Source organism: Nocardiopsis sp. NPDC055879 (assembly GCF_053615935.1).
This window is the reverse complement of sequence record NZ_JBSHCT010000019.1, coordinates 18,559-35,034: the sequence shown is the minus strand read 5'-3', so window position 1 is coordinate 35,034 and position 16,476 is coordinate 18,559. Positions and strand designations below refer to the sequence as shown.

The window sequence follows — 16,476 nt, the reverse complement described above, 5'->3', positions numbered from 1 at the left end:
GCGCACCCCTGACCCGTCACCGCACCGGGGCGGGCCGCACACCTACCGGCCCGCCCCGCCCGGGAGGCTTCCCATGCCCGAGAACCGATCCCCGGAACAGAGGGCGCACACCATCGCCGACCGTGTGGCCGATGCCTGGCATCGCCGCCACGGCAGCGGACAGGGACACATCCCCCTGTCCGTGGTGGCCGCCCTCGCCCTACTCGAACCACCACCGAACGACCGGCACCGTCTGGCCGACCACGTCACGACCCTGCCAGCGCCCCGGGTCGACGCCCTGATCCGACAGATCTGGATACGCGTCGTCAACGACCGCCCCGACCTGACCCCGGCACTCGCGCCACTGCTGTTGGTCTGGCACGGACCGGTACCACTCACCGAACAGGAACGACGGGGCTCGCACGAGGTGGCCCGTGCCGCGGTGGGGGCCGGTCTGTACGAGCTGACCGAAGACGCCGACCAGCGCCACGCGGTGGACCTGCTCGGAGTGGTGATGGCCCAACTCAAGGGCCCCAAAGCCCAAGCCGCACGAGGGGCGTTCTACACCCCCGCGGGCATCGCCGAACTGCTCACTCAGATGACCGGCCCCACAGAGCCGGGCGCGGTGCACGACCCGACCGTGGGCACCGGCGGGCTGTGGCGCACCGTGGCCACCGCCGTACGAGCCCAGGGACAGGACCCGACCCGCCTGACGTGGGTGGGATCCGATCTGGATCCCCTCGCTATCGCCTGCACCGCCATCAACAGCCTGTTGTGGGGGCTCGGCCTCCGTGTACTGCTCACCGTGGGCGATGTGCTCACCGACGAGGTGGTCCGCAGTGCGTACGCACAACGCCGCGAAGTCCTCTCCCACGCCCGACAGATTCGCTCTGACACCCGCCTGAAAGCGGCCTTCCGCGCCGTGACCCACCCTACCGACCCGACGGGAGGAAACCGATGATCTCGCTGCCCTACACCGAACTGCGAGTGCCCACCACCACGCTGCGCGTCACCGACACCACTTTCCTGGCTGACGGGCGCATCCTGTCCACCATCCAGGAGGGTGAGACCGTCCTTGGAAAGCTCACCGTTGGCCCACATGCGGTCGACCTCGACATGAACGTGGACGCACGGCGCTTTCTTAGCGCGTTCACCGGCCTGTGCTGGACCGTGGACGGCAAGCGCCCCTCGCGCGAAACGGTCTTGCGTGAGCTGGTGATGGAGTACCGCTACGACCGGGCGATCACCGAAGCCACCGAGGCAGACCGGCCCACCGTGGCCGTGCGCGCCTTCCACACCAACGGCACCATCACCCTGCACCAGGTGGATGCTCCCGGACCGATCGGGCCGGGCCCCGAACTCAAGGTGGACCCCGCCCTGTTCACCACCGACGTGGTCCGAGTCCAGGCATGGATGCGGGATCTGTGGCTGGGCGTGTCACCCCTGCTTCCGGGCCAAGAACACCAGCCGCCGACGCGGTTGACCAGTCTGACCCACACCGGGCTGCGCGTCCCAATGAAGTTCCGGATGCGGGTGAGCCACCTGAAGAAGAGCGGCGACGGGGAATGGTCGGCGCAGGTATGGGTGCGAGTCGGAAGCGAACCGGTGTATCTCGGGCCGGTCGCCGGTGACGGCGACAACCTGACCTTCGAGGGGGATGGGCCCCACGGACATCGGCTGCTGTTGACCTACGCGCTGATGAGCCGTGGCCCCGAAGGAGAACCGGTGGAGTGGCAAGAAGTGGTCGCGCTGCTGATGCGCGAGCGCCAGATGGCCCGCGAAGCCGCACGGGCTCGATCACAGGGCTACTACCTGGTGTGTTTGACCCGAACCGGTGAAGAAGGACCGACCACCGACCTGGTGGGAATCATGGACGCCACCCCCGGAGCGACCTATCCCGACTACGACGGTGTTCGCACGTGCGCGGCGAAGTTCGCCGGAGAACCGCAGATGGTACGGGTATAGCTGTGGGTGAGCCAAGCATGGGTCGACGTCACCCCACCCCGGGAATAACTCGGACACAGGCGAAGGGCCGGGGAAACCCCGGCCCTTCTACGGGAGACCGTCAACAACCAAGCAAACGACACACCCGCACACGCCATCCTAACCGGTGTAGCCGGTCCGGGTACAGGCCTCGTCCCTGCTCTGAAATCGGCGGCGAGGCCTGAACGAAACATTGTAGTTGTATTTTTTAAAACTTCTTGCTACGAGCCTTTGATCAGCACTTGTCCGTGGTATTAGAGAGAGTATTAAGCTGGTCTAGGCAGATATTGAGCCGGAATCTGTTGGTTCTTGTGGTGTTGCAGGTACATGAGCGATGACAATGACCTGCGTGTGGACATGCGCAAGCTCACGCTCGTCCAGCAGGAAGCACTGCGGACCGAAGCCGTGCGCGTCTTCGGTATCAGCCTCGACTCGATCCATAACTGGCACCGTCGCCAAGAAACAGAGGGTACTCAAGGCCTACGCGCGGGCAGGCCCGGCAGGAAACCGGGCGAGCGCACCAAGCTCACCCCCGACCAGGAGCAGGCTCTGGCCCGAGCACTCGTGGAGTATGAGCCCCATCAGCTGGGGGTGGGCGGCACCCTGTGGACCGCCATCAAGGTCGCCGCCGTGGTCTAGGACTTTTTCGGCACCACCTTCACCGACCGGGGCATACACAAGATCCTGCGCCGCCTGGGGTTGACCTTTCAGCGCCCGGACTGGCGTGCGTTCAAGCCGACCCCTGGGCCCAACGGCAGTGGACCGAGCAGACCTGGCCGGACCTACGTGAGAGGGTCCGCGCCCAAGGAGAACGGGTGATGTTCGCCGATCAGGTCGAGGTGCGTTCGGACCACCTTGCGGGTCGCACCTGGGGGTTGAGCGGGTGCACGCCGACCACCACCAGGAGCGGCGACCGGTTCGGTGTCAACGCCATGAGCGCGATCAGCCCTACCGGCAAGCTGTACTTCACCGCCCCGGTGTCCATCGCTTTCTTGGGCCGGTTGATCAAGCACTTCACGGCCAAGGTGCATCTGGTGGTGGACCAGTATTCGGTCCACCGGTCCAAGGCGGGGTACGTGCCTGGGTCGCGGACCATTCCGAGCAGATCGAGCTGAACTTCCTGCCGTCGTATTCACCCCATTTGAACCCTGACGAGCTGGTCAACGCCGACCTGAAACGGTACCTGGCCGATGAGGTCATCGCCGATCGCCACCGTATGCGGGCCCAGGTGCGTTCGTTCTTCCGTAGCGTTCAGCGGCTCGCGGGTCATGTTCGGGGTTACTTCCAGGACCCGCACACCAGCTACACCATCAGAATCATCTAGTTCCGGATCAATAGTAGGTGGCGTGGTCAGGTGGGTTCGTCAACTACCACCTAAAAGCTTAGTAGGAGCTTGTAGGTCCCAGTCGTGGTAATCAGGGTTTCTTGGGTGCTGGTGTGGCCGGATGTGGCCAAAATGAGGTTTTCGCACGTCAAAGATGATCTTAAGATCTCAGGGTCGACTCAGGCCCGCTTCGGTATCATTTTGTATCTGATTTGAGATCTTAATTCCTGTATGTTCCCTTCGTGTTGTTCGTGTCGGTCTTGGCTGTAAAGTCTGGATTTTATCGTTCGGCTATTTGCGTGTTCAGGCCAGGTTATTGACTTTCGCGCGCCATCGACAATAAGTATCGTGATCCGTGTTGTAAAATAGCCTGATAAGAGAAAAGGGAAATTTTGCCCGGTAGGCCCAGAAGGAACAGTGCTCTCTTTCGTATAAGTGCACTCGCCTTCACCGCACTGATGATCGGATCAGGACCAGCAGTTGCCAATGAAATTGGCCAAGAGGAAACTGACCCGAACACGGCACCGTCATCGCAACCCGCAGCCGGTCCCGAGGCCCGAGTGGCCAATGGGTCACGCCCCGAGTCAGGTACCGACTTTGAAGTCGGGCCCCATGGAGAACAGAACTCCGAGGGCGTGTGGATTGTCAACACGCCGCAGGTCAAACTGAGCAATACCGTCACGGACGCCGATGGCGACGAAGCTAATCTGACCTTCGAGGCGTGGGAAGCAGACTCCAACGGCAACCCGGAGACCAAGGTCAGTATCTCGGACACTGAGTTTGGGGTACAGGTATCCGACTTTGTGGAGTCCGGGTCTGTTGCATCGGTCGCAGTACCTCCTGGCAAGCTGGACCCCAACGTGGAGTACCTGTTCCGCACATCAGCCTATGATGGGTCGTTGTACGAGACGGATTGGTCAGGTTGGGAGCCCTTCCGTGTGGAACTCCCGGTGGATCTGACTCTGCCGGCACCGGACTTCGATAGCCCCGCACCCAGTTGGTTCGATGTCGACCCAGCCGATGAGCATACTAAACCGCTAGGCGCGTCCACCACCAGTTCATCAGGGTCCACCGAGACTGAACAATGCGGACCAGTCAACGACAGCGGTCAAGTCTGTCTCGGCCCGATGCTCACGGAGCTACCGGACACGGAAATGGCCGAGTCGACTGATCCCCTAAGCTCGGAAGACCTCAGCGCGCAAGCCACTGTGGAAATTCCGGAAGCTGAATGGTGCGACACGCTCGAAATGGGAATCCTCTCAGACCGATTTACGCAATGTGACCGACGGATTCGGCAGATTATATTTTACGACACGGACGAAACTCCGATTCACGATACCTATTTTGCGTTCACTCGTCGCCTGGTCTTGGATGGAACGGATAGCTTCAGTGAGTATTTGACGGTGAAGCCATATGAGCCAGTTTCAGACGAATTTGGTGAGATCTCCATGGGTATTGATGGGCACGAGTGCGGGGAAGGCTGTACCCCAGAAGAGCCCAACAGGAGTGATTGGAACGTTGAGCCTAGTTGGAAGCCTGGCGACACGCATCCCGCATGGGTGAAAACTATCCATGAATGGGACGCGAGCGGGTCCAATCAGGAATATATCTTCCAACCAGACGTTACAATCGGAATGAGCGTTACAGGCCCTGACGGGTTTCTGGTCCCCAGCCTTAATACATTTCCTTGGTCGGAGGAGGACCGGCACCAAGCTGAGGAGCTGGATCATATCCGATGTGACACCAAGGGAAGCGGGAGTTCGGTCAACGGCTGTGTCTTCCTCAACGCAGCGCCGACGTACCCCTTCAACGCCGCGAACTATCCTCAAGCCGCCGCGCACGCCTGGCTGATCCAGAGCATGTCCCCCAACCAGCCTGGCTCCCGCGCCGCTGAAAATCCCCTTTATTACATGGGTGACAAAGACCAGAATAGTAGGAACCGTAGCCGTATTTGCGGCGAGCCCGGATGGGCGGCAGACAATGGTCATGCCAGTGCCTTGGACGATGCTGAAGACCAGTTGAACTGTGATGAGTTCTCCTTCGCCTCCAGCTATAACAGCGGTGGTATGGCTGAGAGCGAGGGAGGCCTGAACGAAGCAGTCCCCGCTGACAGCACTACAGGAACCCCTAACGGCAGGGCTTGCATTCAAACCTTTGCTAAGGAACATGAGGGCCGGGTTCACCTGTACAACATCGATGGATTGTTCCCTGAGTTCACCGAATTCTGCGGGCGTTCCGCAATTTCTGGGAACCAGAACCAGGGTTCCATGAATCGTTTCCCTGTGTTTAGGGAAGAGATGAGGCTCATGGATGGAGATGCTTACTGGCTGGACCCTCGTATGGATGGTAACTGCACTTATACCACCGATTGGGGAACGCCAGCAGACCCGGTCATCTGCACCATGACCACTACCTGATTATCAGTCGAATTAAAACGCCAGGAGGGGCCGACCCAGGCCCCTCCTGGCCCGGCGGAATCAGGACAGTGGGAAAAGGACCGCTAGGGGTAGGTCTCCAGCTTCGACGTCAACTCGTTCAATGGACATCCCACAGTAGTTACTGACTGCGGAGAACACCGCAGGTGGGAGTTTTTTCAGGTACTGCTCGCGGCACAAGGCCGCCTCGTCCCATGGCATTTCCTGCGTATTTGGGAAAACTGCTCCTGCATCATGGAGTAGGATATCCAGCTCTGATCCGCGACCGGTATCCTCCCCGAACTCCACACTGATGATGGGACCTTCAGGTGTGGTGTGTGCGATGCAGGGTGGAGGATCGTCACTATTGTCACTCACGCAGACGGTTTCTACCCCGGCTAGGAACGGCATCGAGGAGCCACCACCACGGTGCAAATACCAGGTCGCTATGCCCCAGTCCTCCAGTACGTATACCCAGTCACCGCAGGTTCCGTACATGGCGTAGTTGACCTCCGCAGGTTTCACCCCCTCCGGGAGGGTGACTGAGTGCCTATCTTTGTACAGATATCCTTCGTCGAGTTGGAAGGGTTCTGCGCCGAGACTGGTGAGGAAATCTTCCGCGTCGATGTCGCGGGCCGCAGTGAGAGATATGCTGCCAAGCATCCCCGGGATGCTTCTGTTCGGGCGCTGAGTGCTGTGTTCACCGATCCATCGGATTCCGTCTTTCATGTCACTACGGTAAACGATAATGAAAGCTTCTTACCCACTTCCCGGAGTTTTCGGACAGGTCTGACCCTACTGATCTTTAGTCTTGGGGAGCCGGACGGATTGCGCCCATGAACCTGGGGCTGTAGAACTCCGAATCGACGGGTTCGACTCGGACGTCCTGCCCGGAGCTGGGGGCGTTGACCATCTGGCCGTCGCCGACGTACATCGTCACGTGAGTTGGGGGCAGGCCGGGGGTGTATTCGCTGGTGTCGTAGAATAACAGGTCACCGGGGGAGAGGCTGTCCAAGGCCACTTGTTCACCGGCCCGGTACTGGTCGGTGGTCACCCGAGGGATGGGCACTCCGGCAGCCTCCCAGGCCCTCATGGTCAACCCCGAGCAGTCGAAAGCGTCCGGGCCGGTCCCACCCCACACGTAGGGCTTTCCGACTTGGTCGAGTGCCCATTCGGCCGCCTCCACCCCCTCAGGGCTGCCGGGCCCCACCTGGTGAGCGGTACCAGGATGGTGGGTGTCGTAGTGGTCGATCTCGGCCATCACCTCCTCGACGTACCAGTGGGCGGGGTTGTAGCGGAACAGCGCGTCTTCGAGGTCTTGGCGTTCGTCGAAGTCGACGGGTTCGCCTTGAGCGCTTTGGCACAGTTCCACGGCGGTGGAGGCCACCGAGTCGAACACGTTATGCGGATCCGCTTCACCGCCGTCGCGGGCGTTGACCCCGTAGTCGGGCCAGTTCGCCGGCAGGTGCTGGGTGAGGCCGACCGCGGCATCGTATTCGGTGTCCCCATCCCACTTGCCGTCATCGGTGTCGTAGTGCGGGGTGGTGTTGCCTCCGACCCCGGATCCGTCCAGGCGCGGGCCCATGAACGGCGGGTCGGTGGTGCCGTCCGGGTGGATGGTGACGGTGGCTCCGTGGTCGGACTCCACCGCACCGATCCCGGCCAGGATCTGCCACCGCAGCCCGGTGCACTGGGAGTATTCGGGATTCTCCAGGATGTTCGGCCCCTGGATGTAGGCATCCAACAAGGTCGGATCGACACCCTCGACTTCGTCGGGGAGAGAGCCGTTGCGGGGGTCGTCGGTGAGCACCGTGGCGATGGAGGCGGCCAGGCCAGTCAAGACCAGCCCGATGAGCAGGGCACAGCCGCACCCCAGTGGACTAGCCACCTTCGTCCTCCCACCCGGGCAATGGCGGCTGAACTATCGGCTCGGTCAACAGTTCCGACAACCGGAGTCGAGCAGCGGTGGGGTCGTCCAGGCGCGCCCACACCGCGTCGGCCGGATGGGTTCCCTGCACGGCGGTGGCGGCGGGGACAGTGGGTTGTGGGGTACGGGCACGCACGTTGTGCTCACGTTGGGTGGAGGGCAGCCAGAACAGCACCACCGCGTCGCGTCGGGACGTGACCCGCCGCAGTTCGCTGTAGGCGTCGACCTTCTCAGCCAGACGGCGCAGCGGCTCGGTGCCCCGGTCGTGTTCGAGGTAGAATCGGACGCGCAGGTCTCCTTCGGACCATCGCCCAGCGGCGTCGGGGCGGACGATGTCGCCCCACTCGGCCTCACTGCGAGCAGCGGTCCACCACCGCAGTTGGGTGTCGTGTTCGCGGGTGTGCGAGGCCAGGTCGACGAAGAAGTCGTTCACGCCGACGGTGTGGTCCAGGCTCGCCCGGTAGGCCAGGGTCAGAGCCCGGTCGCGCCGATACCCGAACTCGGTCAGGGTCTGGCTGTTCGCACCGGCGAGGATCTGCGCACCGGGAGCGTCGAGGATGTAGTGCCAAGGCGCGGATCCTTGACCGATGTAGGGCCGGAACCGATCCAGGGCTCGGATTCGGTGGAGGGTGGACAGACGTTCCTTGGCGCTGGAGTAGGACCCGAACAGCAGCCTGGCGATCTGGTGGGTGGTCAGGGTGCGGTGCTCCCACACCAAACGCATGATCTCTCGATCTCGGGGCGTGAGCCGGCCGATGAGGGTGCGCAGTACCTCCGGTGAGGTGCGTTGACGGGTGGGAACACGGTGATCGGGGCGGGTGTGCGTACGCAGCATGAGACGTCCTTCTCTTTCGAGGCGGGGTTCAGGTGGGCGAGTGGCGTCGGGCGGCCTTGCGGACCGTGGTGGCCCGCCCCTTGATGGGCGGGGACAGGGGCCGGGTGCGCAAGGTGAAGCTGGGGGAGAGGGCACCTTGCAGGACCAGACGGGCCGAGGCCTGAAAGGCTGCGAGGTGCGAAAGGTCGTGTTCGCCGAGATTGGGGCGCATGTGCCGGGCGAGTTGGCGAGCATCCTCGGGGGAAACATCGAAGTAGACTTTGCTGCGGGCGTTGGCGGAGAGGGACTCACGCAAGTCTCGGGGGAGTTGGGACAGGTCCTGGTGGGCGAGCACCAGACCGGCGCGGTAGGCGCGCGCTTCGGCGAGCATGTCGTCGACCCCGTAGGGCAGGGTGAGGAAGTTCTGTGCCTCGTCCAGGTAGATGGCCAGGTCCGTGCGGTCGGCTTCGCGTTGGCGAGCCCGGGCGAGCACGGCGTTCCACACCTGGGACAACAACAGCGACCCGAGCAGGCTGGAGGTGTCTTCGCCCAGGACCCCTTTGGGTAGACGAGCGATGACGATCCCGCCGGTGTCCAAGTGGGTGCGCAGGTCCAGGCCACGGGTGTTGGTGGCCAACAAATCCCGAGCGAAGCTCCGCAGCAGGACCGAGCGGACCTTGTTCATCAACGGGGCGTTCGCGTGTGAGCGCGCCGCACCCGATTGCTCATCGAACCATTCCCAGAATCCGCGGAGCGTGGGATCGCTGATGCGGCGGGTGAGCCGGTGCCGAAAGGAGGAGTTTTCCAACAGCCGAGGGATGTTGGCCAGCCCGGCCTCCTCGGTGCCCGCCAAGGTCAGGCAGGCCGAGCGCAGGATGTCCTCGGTCCTGGGACCCCACGAGTCGGCGAAGATCCTTTTGAAGATCCCGGTGATGGTGTCCGCGTTGCGTTCCCGGTCACGGCCGGACAACGGGTTGAGTGGGGGTGGGGGCGCGTTGTCGTCGGGGTCGATGAGCACGACCCGATCGGCCGCCTCTGCGGGCATCCGCGACAGCAACAGGTTGCTCTCACCCTTGGGCTCGATGAACACCACACCCCGCTGTTTCTTGATGTCGTCCAGGGCCATGTTCAACAGCAGGGACGTCTTGCCGGTACCGGTACCGCCGACGATGTGGGTGTGGTGACGCGCATCGGCCGCTCTCTGACCGATCAACCGGGAAGGGCCCGCATCGGAGCGCCCCAAAACCCGAGCCTCGGGCACATCCGACACCAATCCCGGGGGAGGAGGGACGGGCTTGGCAGGGGCCCGTTCCAGACCGGGTACCGCTTCATCCAGGGGCAAGTGCGCCACCGTGGCCAACTCTTTGGCCGAGAGCAGGTCTCCGCGTCCCAGATAGCGCACCTGTGACAACCACGGGGCCAAGAAGGGGGTATGGCGGCGCTTGTAGTGGTTGTACAGGCTGAATGCACTGAACGCCCCGGTGAGGGCATGAGCTCGACCACGCCGATGCGCTCGGCCCTGCGGGTGGCTCTCAGAGGTGGTGACCAGATAGCGCACCACCGTCTCCAACCGGGGGCGCACACTCTTGGACAAGATCGCGCGCACCTCCCCGGATACCTCGGGGCGCAGTGCCGCCCACGAGGTGGGACGGTGGCGGCCGGGGGTGAGGGTATCGAAGACCTCGGAGCGCACACTGTGGGAAGAACGCAATTCCGCAGCGGCTTGATTGGCTTTGTGCAACCGCAGTCCGGTCACCGGCCGGGCCGCCACCTGCACCAGCACCGTCTCCCCGGGAGCGGGGGAGCCGACAGCGCCGATGAGCCCGCGAAGAGGGTCTTCCTCATGCGTGGTGGCGATGGGGTAGTGGTCGGGACGAGCCAAGCGGAGAAGCCCGCCGTGCGACCGGGCACCTTCGACTGGTGAGGAGAGTTGTCCGGTGGTGGCCGATGCACCCGGCCAGGCCGCCTCGACCGCCCTTTCCACCAGGTGCGGGGGGACACCACCGGGAACCCAGAGCCGAATGCGCAGCCCGGTTTGGTCGACGACGTATTCCCACACCACATGCGGCTGACCCAGTAACCACCGCTTCCAGGCTGGTCGCAGCAGTCCCAGCATCTGAGTCCAGAACGCCTCAGCCCCCGCTAGTTCGGCGGTGGGCGGCGAAAGGACCTCCACCAGGCGTGCGCCCTGAGACCAGGACCGATGACGCAGGACGACCACCCCACGGCGCAGGGCCAACACCGTGGCCCCGACCAGTGGGACCCACCAGAACGGGATGACCGCCGGAGCGACCAGAACGAGTAGGGAAACGATCACGGCCCAGATGTCGACCAGGGGCTCACTCACAGAAAGTCCTCCTCGTCCTCGTCACCCAGATCCAGGGACGAGGAGACTTCACTGGCTTCAGCGAGCTCGGCCGGATCGGTGGTCACCAGGGCGTGTTCGGCGTCGCTGGCCACCACCCGGTAGGCGATGCGCAGATCCGCGCCGCTGCACAGCAACGCGTCCCCCGGTGCGGCGGTGAGTAGATACTGCTGCTCTCCCTCGGAGAGGCTGAAAGCTGAGGCGACCTCGTCGATGGCCTGCGGGGCTTGGCGCATCAAGATTTGCGTACTCGCGTTGGCCACAATGGCTTTGCCCAGGTCGGAGCCGAGCACGTCCGCCGCATCCTGCGTGGCCAGACCGAAGGCCGTCCATCGCTTACGTGCGGCCTTGGCCAGTCGGAATAGGAACTTCGCGCCTTCGGGCTCCTGCATGAGGATCCAGCCTTCGTCCACCAGCACCATGCGGGGGTGGTCGGGGGAGGGGGTGTCGGCGACAGTGCGCCAGATCGAATCCAGCGCCAGCATCGTCCCCACAGCCTTGAGCTCGTCGGGGAGCCGGCGCAGCGACCACGACACCAGGTGCCCGGCCGGTCGCTGGGTGGTGGGAGAACGGAACAGTTCGTTGTAGGAACCGGCCACGTAGGGCTGGAGTTGGACGGCCAGATCTTGGGCGTGCTCGTCGGAATCGGCAGCCAGAGTTGCCACCAGATCCGCCAACAACGGTGCTGGACGGTTCCACGTTTCGGCGTCACCGGTGATCTCGGCCTCTCGATAGGTGACGACCAGAGCCCGATCGAGCGCGGCGCGCTGACGGGCAGACAGGGAACCGCCGAGCATGACGGCCATCAGGGTGTGCAGGAACAGCGCACGTCGGGAAACGGCGTCGCGTCGGGCGGTGGAGTCCACCGCCAGATCCAGGGGATTCACGTGGACACCGGGCTCTCCGAGCCGAAGGACGGTTCCGCCCACGGCCTGGGCTAGGCGGGTGTATTCGTCTTCGGGGTCGATGACGGCGGCGGTCACGCCCGCGTACAAGTTCCGGATCAGATCAAGCTTGCAGTGGTACGACTTTCCGGCGCCGCTGCGGGCCAGCGTCACGGAGTTGTAGTTGTCGCCGGACCACCGGTCCCACACCACCACCCCGGAGCTGCTGGCGTTGAGTCCGTACAGCACGGCTCTGTCGCTCGCCTGCACGGCCAGGTCGGGGGAGGCGAAGGGGAACGATGCGGCGAGCGCGGCGGTGTCCATGCTGCGCCGCTGGTCCAGCGGATCCACACCCAACGGGAGGCCGGCGATCCACCCTTGGAGCTGGCGGTAGGAAGCGGGCCGCACGTCCAGCAACATCGACGAACACAGCGACCGGACGTGGTCGACCTCCTCGGTCAGCTCCGTTTCGGAAGGGGCGTGCACAGTGAGGTAGAGCCCGACCCTGAACAACTTGCCTTCGCCCCTGGCCAGGGACGCGGCCATCTCGCGGGCGTCCTCGGCGGCGACCTCGGCCTCGAAGTCTTCGAGTTTGCCCTTCTCCGCGGTGGTGCGGCTGGAGGCTTCGAGCTTGGACATCTGTCGTCGGAGCCGGTCGGCGGCGGTTTGGGGCGGGATCGGTTCGATGTGCAGCGACACGTCCAACCGGCCGGGGTAGGTGAGCAGGGGTTCGGTCCAGCCGTGGCCCACCTCGGCGGGGTAGCCGGTCACCGCCCAGGAAGCACTCACCCCGCTCCCCACCCGTAGGTGTCGGGGCGCGATCTCCACCTCGGCGGCCACCGGCCCCGCACTATCAGCGGGCGTGGTGCGGCTCTTCTTGCTGCGGGTGAACACTCAAGTCTCCTCTGGTGCGGTGGGGCCGGTGATGGTCGAAGTGGGGCTGGAGAGTCCTTCGGGAGGCACGTGTCTGCTGGCAGGGTCGGCTGCGGAGGCGAGGAGCGCGGCGACCTGCCCGCCGCTGAGCACTTGAGCCCGGGAACCGGCGGCGGAGAGTCCGCGTACGGCGTCCTCGGCTCGCCGCCGTACCGTGTTCGTGGTATGGGAGACGTCACCGCCCCTCTCTCGCAGCACCAGGACGATTTGCCGTCGCAGCAGATCCCGTGTTTGTGCCAGGTCGGCGAGGAAGTCGGCGTGGTCGCGGGCGGCGCGCTCTAGTGCCGGGTGGGGCATCGTCGGTGCCGCTCGGTCCAGGGTGTCCACTAAGGGGTCTAACTTGATGGACTCGGCTCGCACCAACAGCTGCACAGGGCTGTTGAGCGAGTTCAGGTAGGACCCGAAACCCGCTACGAGCCCGGCCTGTTCAGTGGGGGTGCGCAGAGCGAAGGACACTGTCGAACACGACACCAGCACGGCGCACCCGTGTTCGGCCAGGTCCACGACCCCCTCATCGGAGATCGCCTTCACCGGCAGATCCAGTGGGCTGGGTAGGGCTGGAGTGGTGGCATCCACCCATGAAGGCAGGGGTTCAGCGGGAGGTGCTCCGGTGGCGCGGCGTTTGGGGGAGCGAATGAACCTGAAGGCGGCCAGCAGGAGGCGGTCCAGGCTGAGTCCGTCGCGCTGGACCAGTGCTGCGGCCACCGCCGCGCCCATCACCGGGACCGCAGTGATCACGAACACGATCGGTGGCAGTAGATGGTCGAGGCCGCTATAGGCGGCCCACAGTCCTATGCCGGGGACCCCGATGATCGCGAGCTGGCGGGCGGTGAGACCGGCGAGGATCTTGTCCTCGCGTTCCACATCGGCGGGCATGCGTACACGTGACATTCAGCGCCTCCTTCGAGGACGAGGGCGAGGGGCGGGTGGATCGAACAGAGGGTCCTGGCGGGGGAGCGGAATCCTGGGAGGAATGTTGCGGGCGCCGGGCAACGTGTCCTGCTGGGGTTCGGGTTCGCGCCAGCCCGGCAATGGCTCCTGGCGGGGAGGAGAGGGACGTGTCAAGGTCGGCTGGTAGTAGCGGCGCCGTTCACGCAGGCGTGCCTGTTCGCGGCGGTCGATCCGCCGGTCGATGCCGGGCAATGCGTCCTGCCGGTATGGCAATCGGGCACTGAAGTCGGGTAGTTCGGGCTGGTACCACCGACGCGGTGGACCCGTGGAGGATCCCGAGGACACTGAGCGCAGGGGCGAGGGACGGGGCGGGGTTTGTCGCGAGGCTGCCGCGCGCGAGGCCGTGGCTGTGCCCTTCTTGGCCGCGAACGCCTTGCCCAGGCCACGGAAGATCAACAGGCTGGCGACCAGCTTGGTCCCCTTGACCAGGGGCGAGTTCTGGTAGTTGAACGCGTGCTTGAACGCCCAGAAGGGGATACGGATCAGCACGTACATCAGGCAGATGATCAGGAGAACGTCGATGACGTTCTGTGCGGCTTCGATGAAGTCGGGCATGGCGTCCCGGGATAGGAACAGCACCACCATCAAGCGCAGGACCAGGCCTTGAGCGATCTGGATGATCATCAGTGCGCCCATAGAGCGCCACCACAGTCGGGCGAGCCCCTCGGTTTGGGGAAGGGCGTGGCAGGCCAAGGCGAGTGGGGAGATGGCGGTGAGCACGATCCACAGCACGACGCGGATGATTACGGCCAGCATCCAAAAGGTGCTCAGTAGCGCGCCGATGAGCATCAACAGCAGGACGACGAGGGCTTCACCGAGGGGGTTGTCGAACACCCGGGTGAGGGTGACGGTGACGTTCTCCACGGTCGCGGCCCCGTCCAACATCGAGACCGCCACGCCGTTGGCCAGCTCCCGCATCATCTCGATCAGCAGCCAAGAAGCGTTGGCGGCGATGAACCCCAAGACGACCCGGGGGAGGAGGTCTTTCAGGGCGGCGGAGGTCTGCACGGTCTGGTAGCCCATCAACAAGACCCCGGCCACGATCACCACCAGCACATACAAGGAGTTGGTGATGGTGAGGACCTCGCCCCACACCGTGCGCAACCCGTCCGCCGGGGGTGGGGTGGCCAGGGCCGGCAGCGCGACCAGGGTGATGGTGAACTCGATCAAGTCGCCGACCAGACCGGCGATCCACAGATAGACCCCGACGGTGACGCGACACCCGTAATCGAGTGCCCCACACTCCTCCGGATCGGTGGGTGTGCCCTCGGGGTCTGTAGACACGTCAGCGAGCAGGACCGTGGTCTCGGCCTGCGCGGGGGAGGTCCACGCCAGGCTCCCGGCCAGGGTGACCACCACAACGACGATCATGCTCGTGCGGGCAGGTCTCATCACAGCCCCACGAACCCGCGCAGGATCTGCACCAGGATCGGGGCGAGGATCGCCACCAGGTACCCCAGGGCCGAGTACTTCAACGTGTCCTTGGCCTTGTTGACCTCGCCCGGATCCCCACCGGCCAGCAGGTACCGCAGACCGCCGATGGTGAGCAGCAGCGTGGCCAGCACCACCAGTAGGCCGATGATCCAGTTGCGGATGTTGGTGATCACGCTGTCCAGGTCGCTGACCCCGGGTTCCTCGGCCTCTTGCGCCCACACAGGCGAGATCTCACCCAAAACCACGACCAAGACCACGGCCACCCCCAAAGTCAGGGTGGGGAGCACACTGTTCTTGACCGCCTCCATCGCTGTCACCTCGATTCGGTGAAACCCCGCGATATTCAGCGGAACACGCGAATCCAGAGCCGGGGCGAAGACGCCAACTTCTCCTTTCTTGAAATGGCGATATCGGTGGAGGGCGTTCGGCACCTTCTTTGCCCCGGCTGGCGTGTCCCCTTTAACGGGGGAGGAGGAACTCTCCTCACCCATCAAAAGGAACTCAGGTGGCGATATCGCTCATCGCCATCTCCGATTCGTCCGTGTCCAGCGACGATGCCAGTCGCCCCTCAGCGGCCTTCCGCCACCGACGCGCCGTGATGTAGGGCAGGCCCAGATCCGTGGCGACCCGGGTCAATGGCGCGCCCTCCAAACGGGTCCGCGCCACCAGGTCGGCCTCCACCGGAGTTACCACCCCCGCGGACACGGCCTCGGCCAACACGGTGACCGGCCCCCGCCCACTGCTGTGGCTGGCAGCGACCATGCTCGGATCCCTGTCCGCCAACGCACTCACCTCACGCAATTGGCGGTAGCGGTACCGGTTGGCGGTGTTGGTCACCGCCGACCACAGCCGATACTGCACATCGACCACGCCGGCGGGCAGGGACCGCACCTGCTCCAACAGCGCTGTGAGCAGCTCCGACTCCACATCCGGGATCTGTTGCGTGGGCACGCGCGCATACCGGGCGCACGCGGTCACCATGGGCGGCAACATCGCCCCGGCCGCGATGACCGTCCACGTGGACTCGCCCGAACGTGCGCGGGCGAATACCCGGTGCCAGAGCGCATCGGTCTGGTTCGGCGCCCCCTTGCGCAGCCGCTCCAGGACCTGGCCTGCGGTCAGCTCCGTAGCGTCGATACCCTCCACCGAAGCGGTGGGCAGAGTGGGTTGGCCGGGGCCGGTAGTGAGGAGCGTGAGCGTGCGCCGCAATACCTCGAATGGCTGATCGGTGTGTTCCATGTCGAACTCCCATCTCTTTCGGGGAGTTCCATGAAGCACGACTGGGTTCGCAGGAAATGCGCAGATGGTCAGCACATGATGGTGCTCTCGATCTGCTTATTCTCTGCTCACGAAAACGGATTAGGTGCGGGTGCCGCACGCGCTTTTGGCGTCTTCAAGTGCAAGGGCCGGGCCAACGACTTGGATCGGTGCGTACGTGGTGCGTACGGTTTCTCACCAGGGCGATGAG

The 16,476-nt window shown here is 64.2% G+C and carries 15 protein-coding genes; 6 read left to right on the top strand and 9 right to left on the bottom strand.

All coding sequences use genetic code 11. The features are described 5' to 3' along the window. Positions 1 to 73 precede the first annotated feature (73 nt). The 6 genes from ACWGKS_RS21920 to ACWGKS_RS21895 all read left to right on the top strand — a co-directional run bounded on the left by ACWGKS_RS21920 (position 74) and on the right by ACWGKS_RS21895 (position 5,703). Complete coding sequence (locus ACWGKS_RS21920) at positions 74 to 940, top strand: N-6 DNA methylase (RefSeq protein WP_452523744.1); 867 nt, start codon at positions 74 to 76, stop codon at positions 938 to 940. Further along, positions 937 to 1,944, top strand: a complete 1,008-nt coding sequence (locus tag ACWGKS_RS21915) for a hypothetical protein (RefSeq protein ID WP_452523742.1) — start codon at positions 937 to 939, stop codon at positions 1,942 to 1,944. Before ACWGKS_RS21920 ends, ACWGKS_RS21915 begins: the two co-directional genes overlap by 4 nt. Before the next feature lie 345 nt (positions 1,945 to 2,289). After that, entirely contained in the window at positions 2,290 to 2,601 is a 312-nt protein-coding gene (locus ACWGKS_RS21910) for a helix-turn-helix domain-containing protein (RefSeq protein ID WP_452523740.1), read from the top strand. A 179-nt stretch (positions 2,602 to 2,780) separates the two neighbouring features. Continuing rightward, on the top strand, positions 2,781 to 3,077 hold the full coding sequence (locus ACWGKS_RS21905; RefSeq protein WP_452523738.1) for a transposase: 297 nt from the start codon (positions 2,781 to 2,783) through the stop codon (positions 3,075 to 3,077). Then, positions 3,068 to 3,286, top strand: coding sequence for a transposase (locus ACWGKS_RS21900; protein ID WP_452523957.1), 219 nt, complete (start codon positions 3,068 to 3,070; stop codon positions 3,284 to 3,286). The genes ACWGKS_RS21905 and ACWGKS_RS21900 overlap by 10 nt, the downstream gene beginning before the upstream one ends. Positions 3,287 to 3,744: 458 nt before the next feature. After that, positions 3,745 to 5,703, top strand: coding sequence for a hypothetical protein (locus ACWGKS_RS21895; protein ID WP_452523737.1), 1,959 nt, complete (start codon positions 3,745 to 3,747; stop codon positions 5,701 to 5,703). Between the two features lie 60 nt (positions 5,704 to 5,763). Here ACWGKS_RS21895 and ACWGKS_RS21890 read toward each other — a convergent pair whose 3' ends face one another. From ACWGKS_RS21890 to ACWGKS_RS21850, 9 genes are all read right to left on the bottom strand, one after another. Next, positions 5,764 to 6,429, bottom strand: coding sequence for a hypothetical protein (locus tag ACWGKS_RS21890; protein ID WP_452523735.1), 666 nt, complete (start codon positions 6,427 to 6,429; stop codon positions 5,764 to 5,766). Between the two features lie 76 nt (positions 6,430 to 6,505). After that, the gene (locus tag ACWGKS_RS21885) at positions 6,506 to 7,588 is read right to left on the bottom strand and encodes a C40 family peptidase (RefSeq protein ID WP_452523733.1); all 1,083 of its coding nucleotides are present in this window, start codon (positions 7,586 to 7,588) and stop codon (positions 6,506 to 6,508) included. Next, the gene (locus tag ACWGKS_RS21880; RefSeq protein ID WP_452523731.1) at positions 7,581 to 8,462 is read right to left on the bottom strand and encodes a replication-relaxation family protein; all 882 of its coding nucleotides are present in this window, start codon (positions 8,460 to 8,462) and stop codon (positions 7,581 to 7,583) included. The genes ACWGKS_RS21885 and ACWGKS_RS21880 overlap by 8 nt, the downstream gene beginning before the upstream one ends. A 28-nt stretch (positions 8,463 to 8,490) precedes the next feature. Beyond that, entirely contained in the window at positions 8,491 to 10,788 is a 2,298-nt protein-coding gene (locus ACWGKS_RS21875; protein ID WP_452523729.1) for a type IV secretory system conjugative DNA transfer family protein, read from the bottom strand. Next, positions 10,785 to 12,584 (bottom strand): VirB4 family type IV secretion system protein, encoded by a 1,800-nt coding sequence (locus ACWGKS_RS21870; protein WP_452523727.1) that lies wholly within the window; start codon positions 12,582 to 12,584, stop codon positions 10,785 to 10,787. The genes ACWGKS_RS21875 and ACWGKS_RS21870 overlap by 4 nt, the downstream gene beginning before the upstream one ends. After that, on the bottom strand, positions 12,585 to 13,514 hold the full coding sequence (locus ACWGKS_RS21865; protein ID WP_452523725.1) for a PrgI family protein: 930 nt from the start codon (positions 13,512 to 13,514) through the stop codon (positions 12,585 to 12,587). It abuts the gene before it with no gap. Beyond that, on the bottom strand, positions 13,515 to 14,966 hold the full coding sequence (locus ACWGKS_RS21860) for a hypothetical protein (protein WP_452523723.1): 1,452 nt from the start codon (positions 14,964 to 14,966) through the stop codon (positions 13,515 to 13,517). Beyond that, positions 14,966 to 15,316 (bottom strand): pilin, encoded by a 351-nt coding sequence (locus ACWGKS_RS21855; RefSeq protein ID WP_452523721.1) that lies wholly within the window; start codon positions 15,314 to 15,316, stop codon positions 14,966 to 14,968. The genes ACWGKS_RS21860 and ACWGKS_RS21855 overlap by 1 nt, the downstream gene beginning before the upstream one ends. 193 nt (positions 15,317 to 15,509) lie before the next feature. Continuing rightward, complete coding sequence (locus ACWGKS_RS21850) at positions 15,510 to 16,247, bottom strand: hypothetical protein (protein ID WP_452523719.1); 738 nt, start codon at positions 16,245 to 16,247, stop codon at positions 15,510 to 15,512. Positions 16,248 to 16,476 lie beyond the last annotated feature (229 nt).

Excerpts from the sequence above, each read along its gene's own strand:
- ACWGKS_RS21920 (WP_452523744.1), top strand. The coding sequence starts at position 74 with ATGCCCGAGAACCGATCCCCGGAACAGAGGGCGCACACCATCGCCGAC.
- ACWGKS_RS21915 (WP_452523742.1), top strand. The coding sequence starts at position 937 with ATGATCTCGCTGCCCTACACCGAACTGCGAGTGCCCACCACCACGCTG.
- ACWGKS_RS21910 (WP_452523740.1), top strand. The coding sequence starts at position 2,290 with ATGAGCGATGACAATGACCTGCGTGTGGACATGCGCAAGCTCACGCTC.
- ACWGKS_RS21905 (WP_452523738.1), top strand. The coding sequence starts at position 2,781 with ATGTTCGCCGATCAGGTCGAGGTGCGTTCGGACCACCTTGCGGGTCGC.
- ACWGKS_RS21895 (WP_452523737.1), top strand. The coding sequence starts at position 3,745 with ATGATCGGATCAGGACCAGCAGTTGCCAATGAAATTGGCCAAGAGGAA.
- ACWGKS_RS21890 (WP_452523735.1), bottom strand. The coding sequence starts at position 6,429 with ATGAAAGACGGAATCCGATGGATCGGTGAACACAGCACTCAGCGCCCG.
- ACWGKS_RS21880 (WP_452523731.1), bottom strand. The coding sequence starts at position 8,462 with ATGCTGCGTACGCACACCCGCCCCGATCACCGTGTTCCCACCCGTCAA.
- ACWGKS_RS21865 (WP_452523725.1), bottom strand. The coding sequence starts at position 13,514 with ATGTCACGTGTACGCATGCCCGCCGATGTGGAACGCGAGGACAAGATC.
- ACWGKS_RS21860 (WP_452523723.1), bottom strand. The coding sequence starts at position 14,966 with ATGAGACCTGCCCGCACGAGCATGATCGTCGTTGTGGTGGTCACCCTG.
- ACWGKS_RS21855 (WP_452523721.1), bottom strand. The coding sequence starts at position 15,316 with ATGGAGGCGGTCAAGAACAGTGTGCTCCCCACCCTGACTTTGGGGGTG.
- ACWGKS_RS21850 (WP_452523719.1), bottom strand. The coding sequence starts at position 16,247 with ATGGAACACACCGATCAGCCATTCGAGGTATTGCGGCGCACGCTCACG.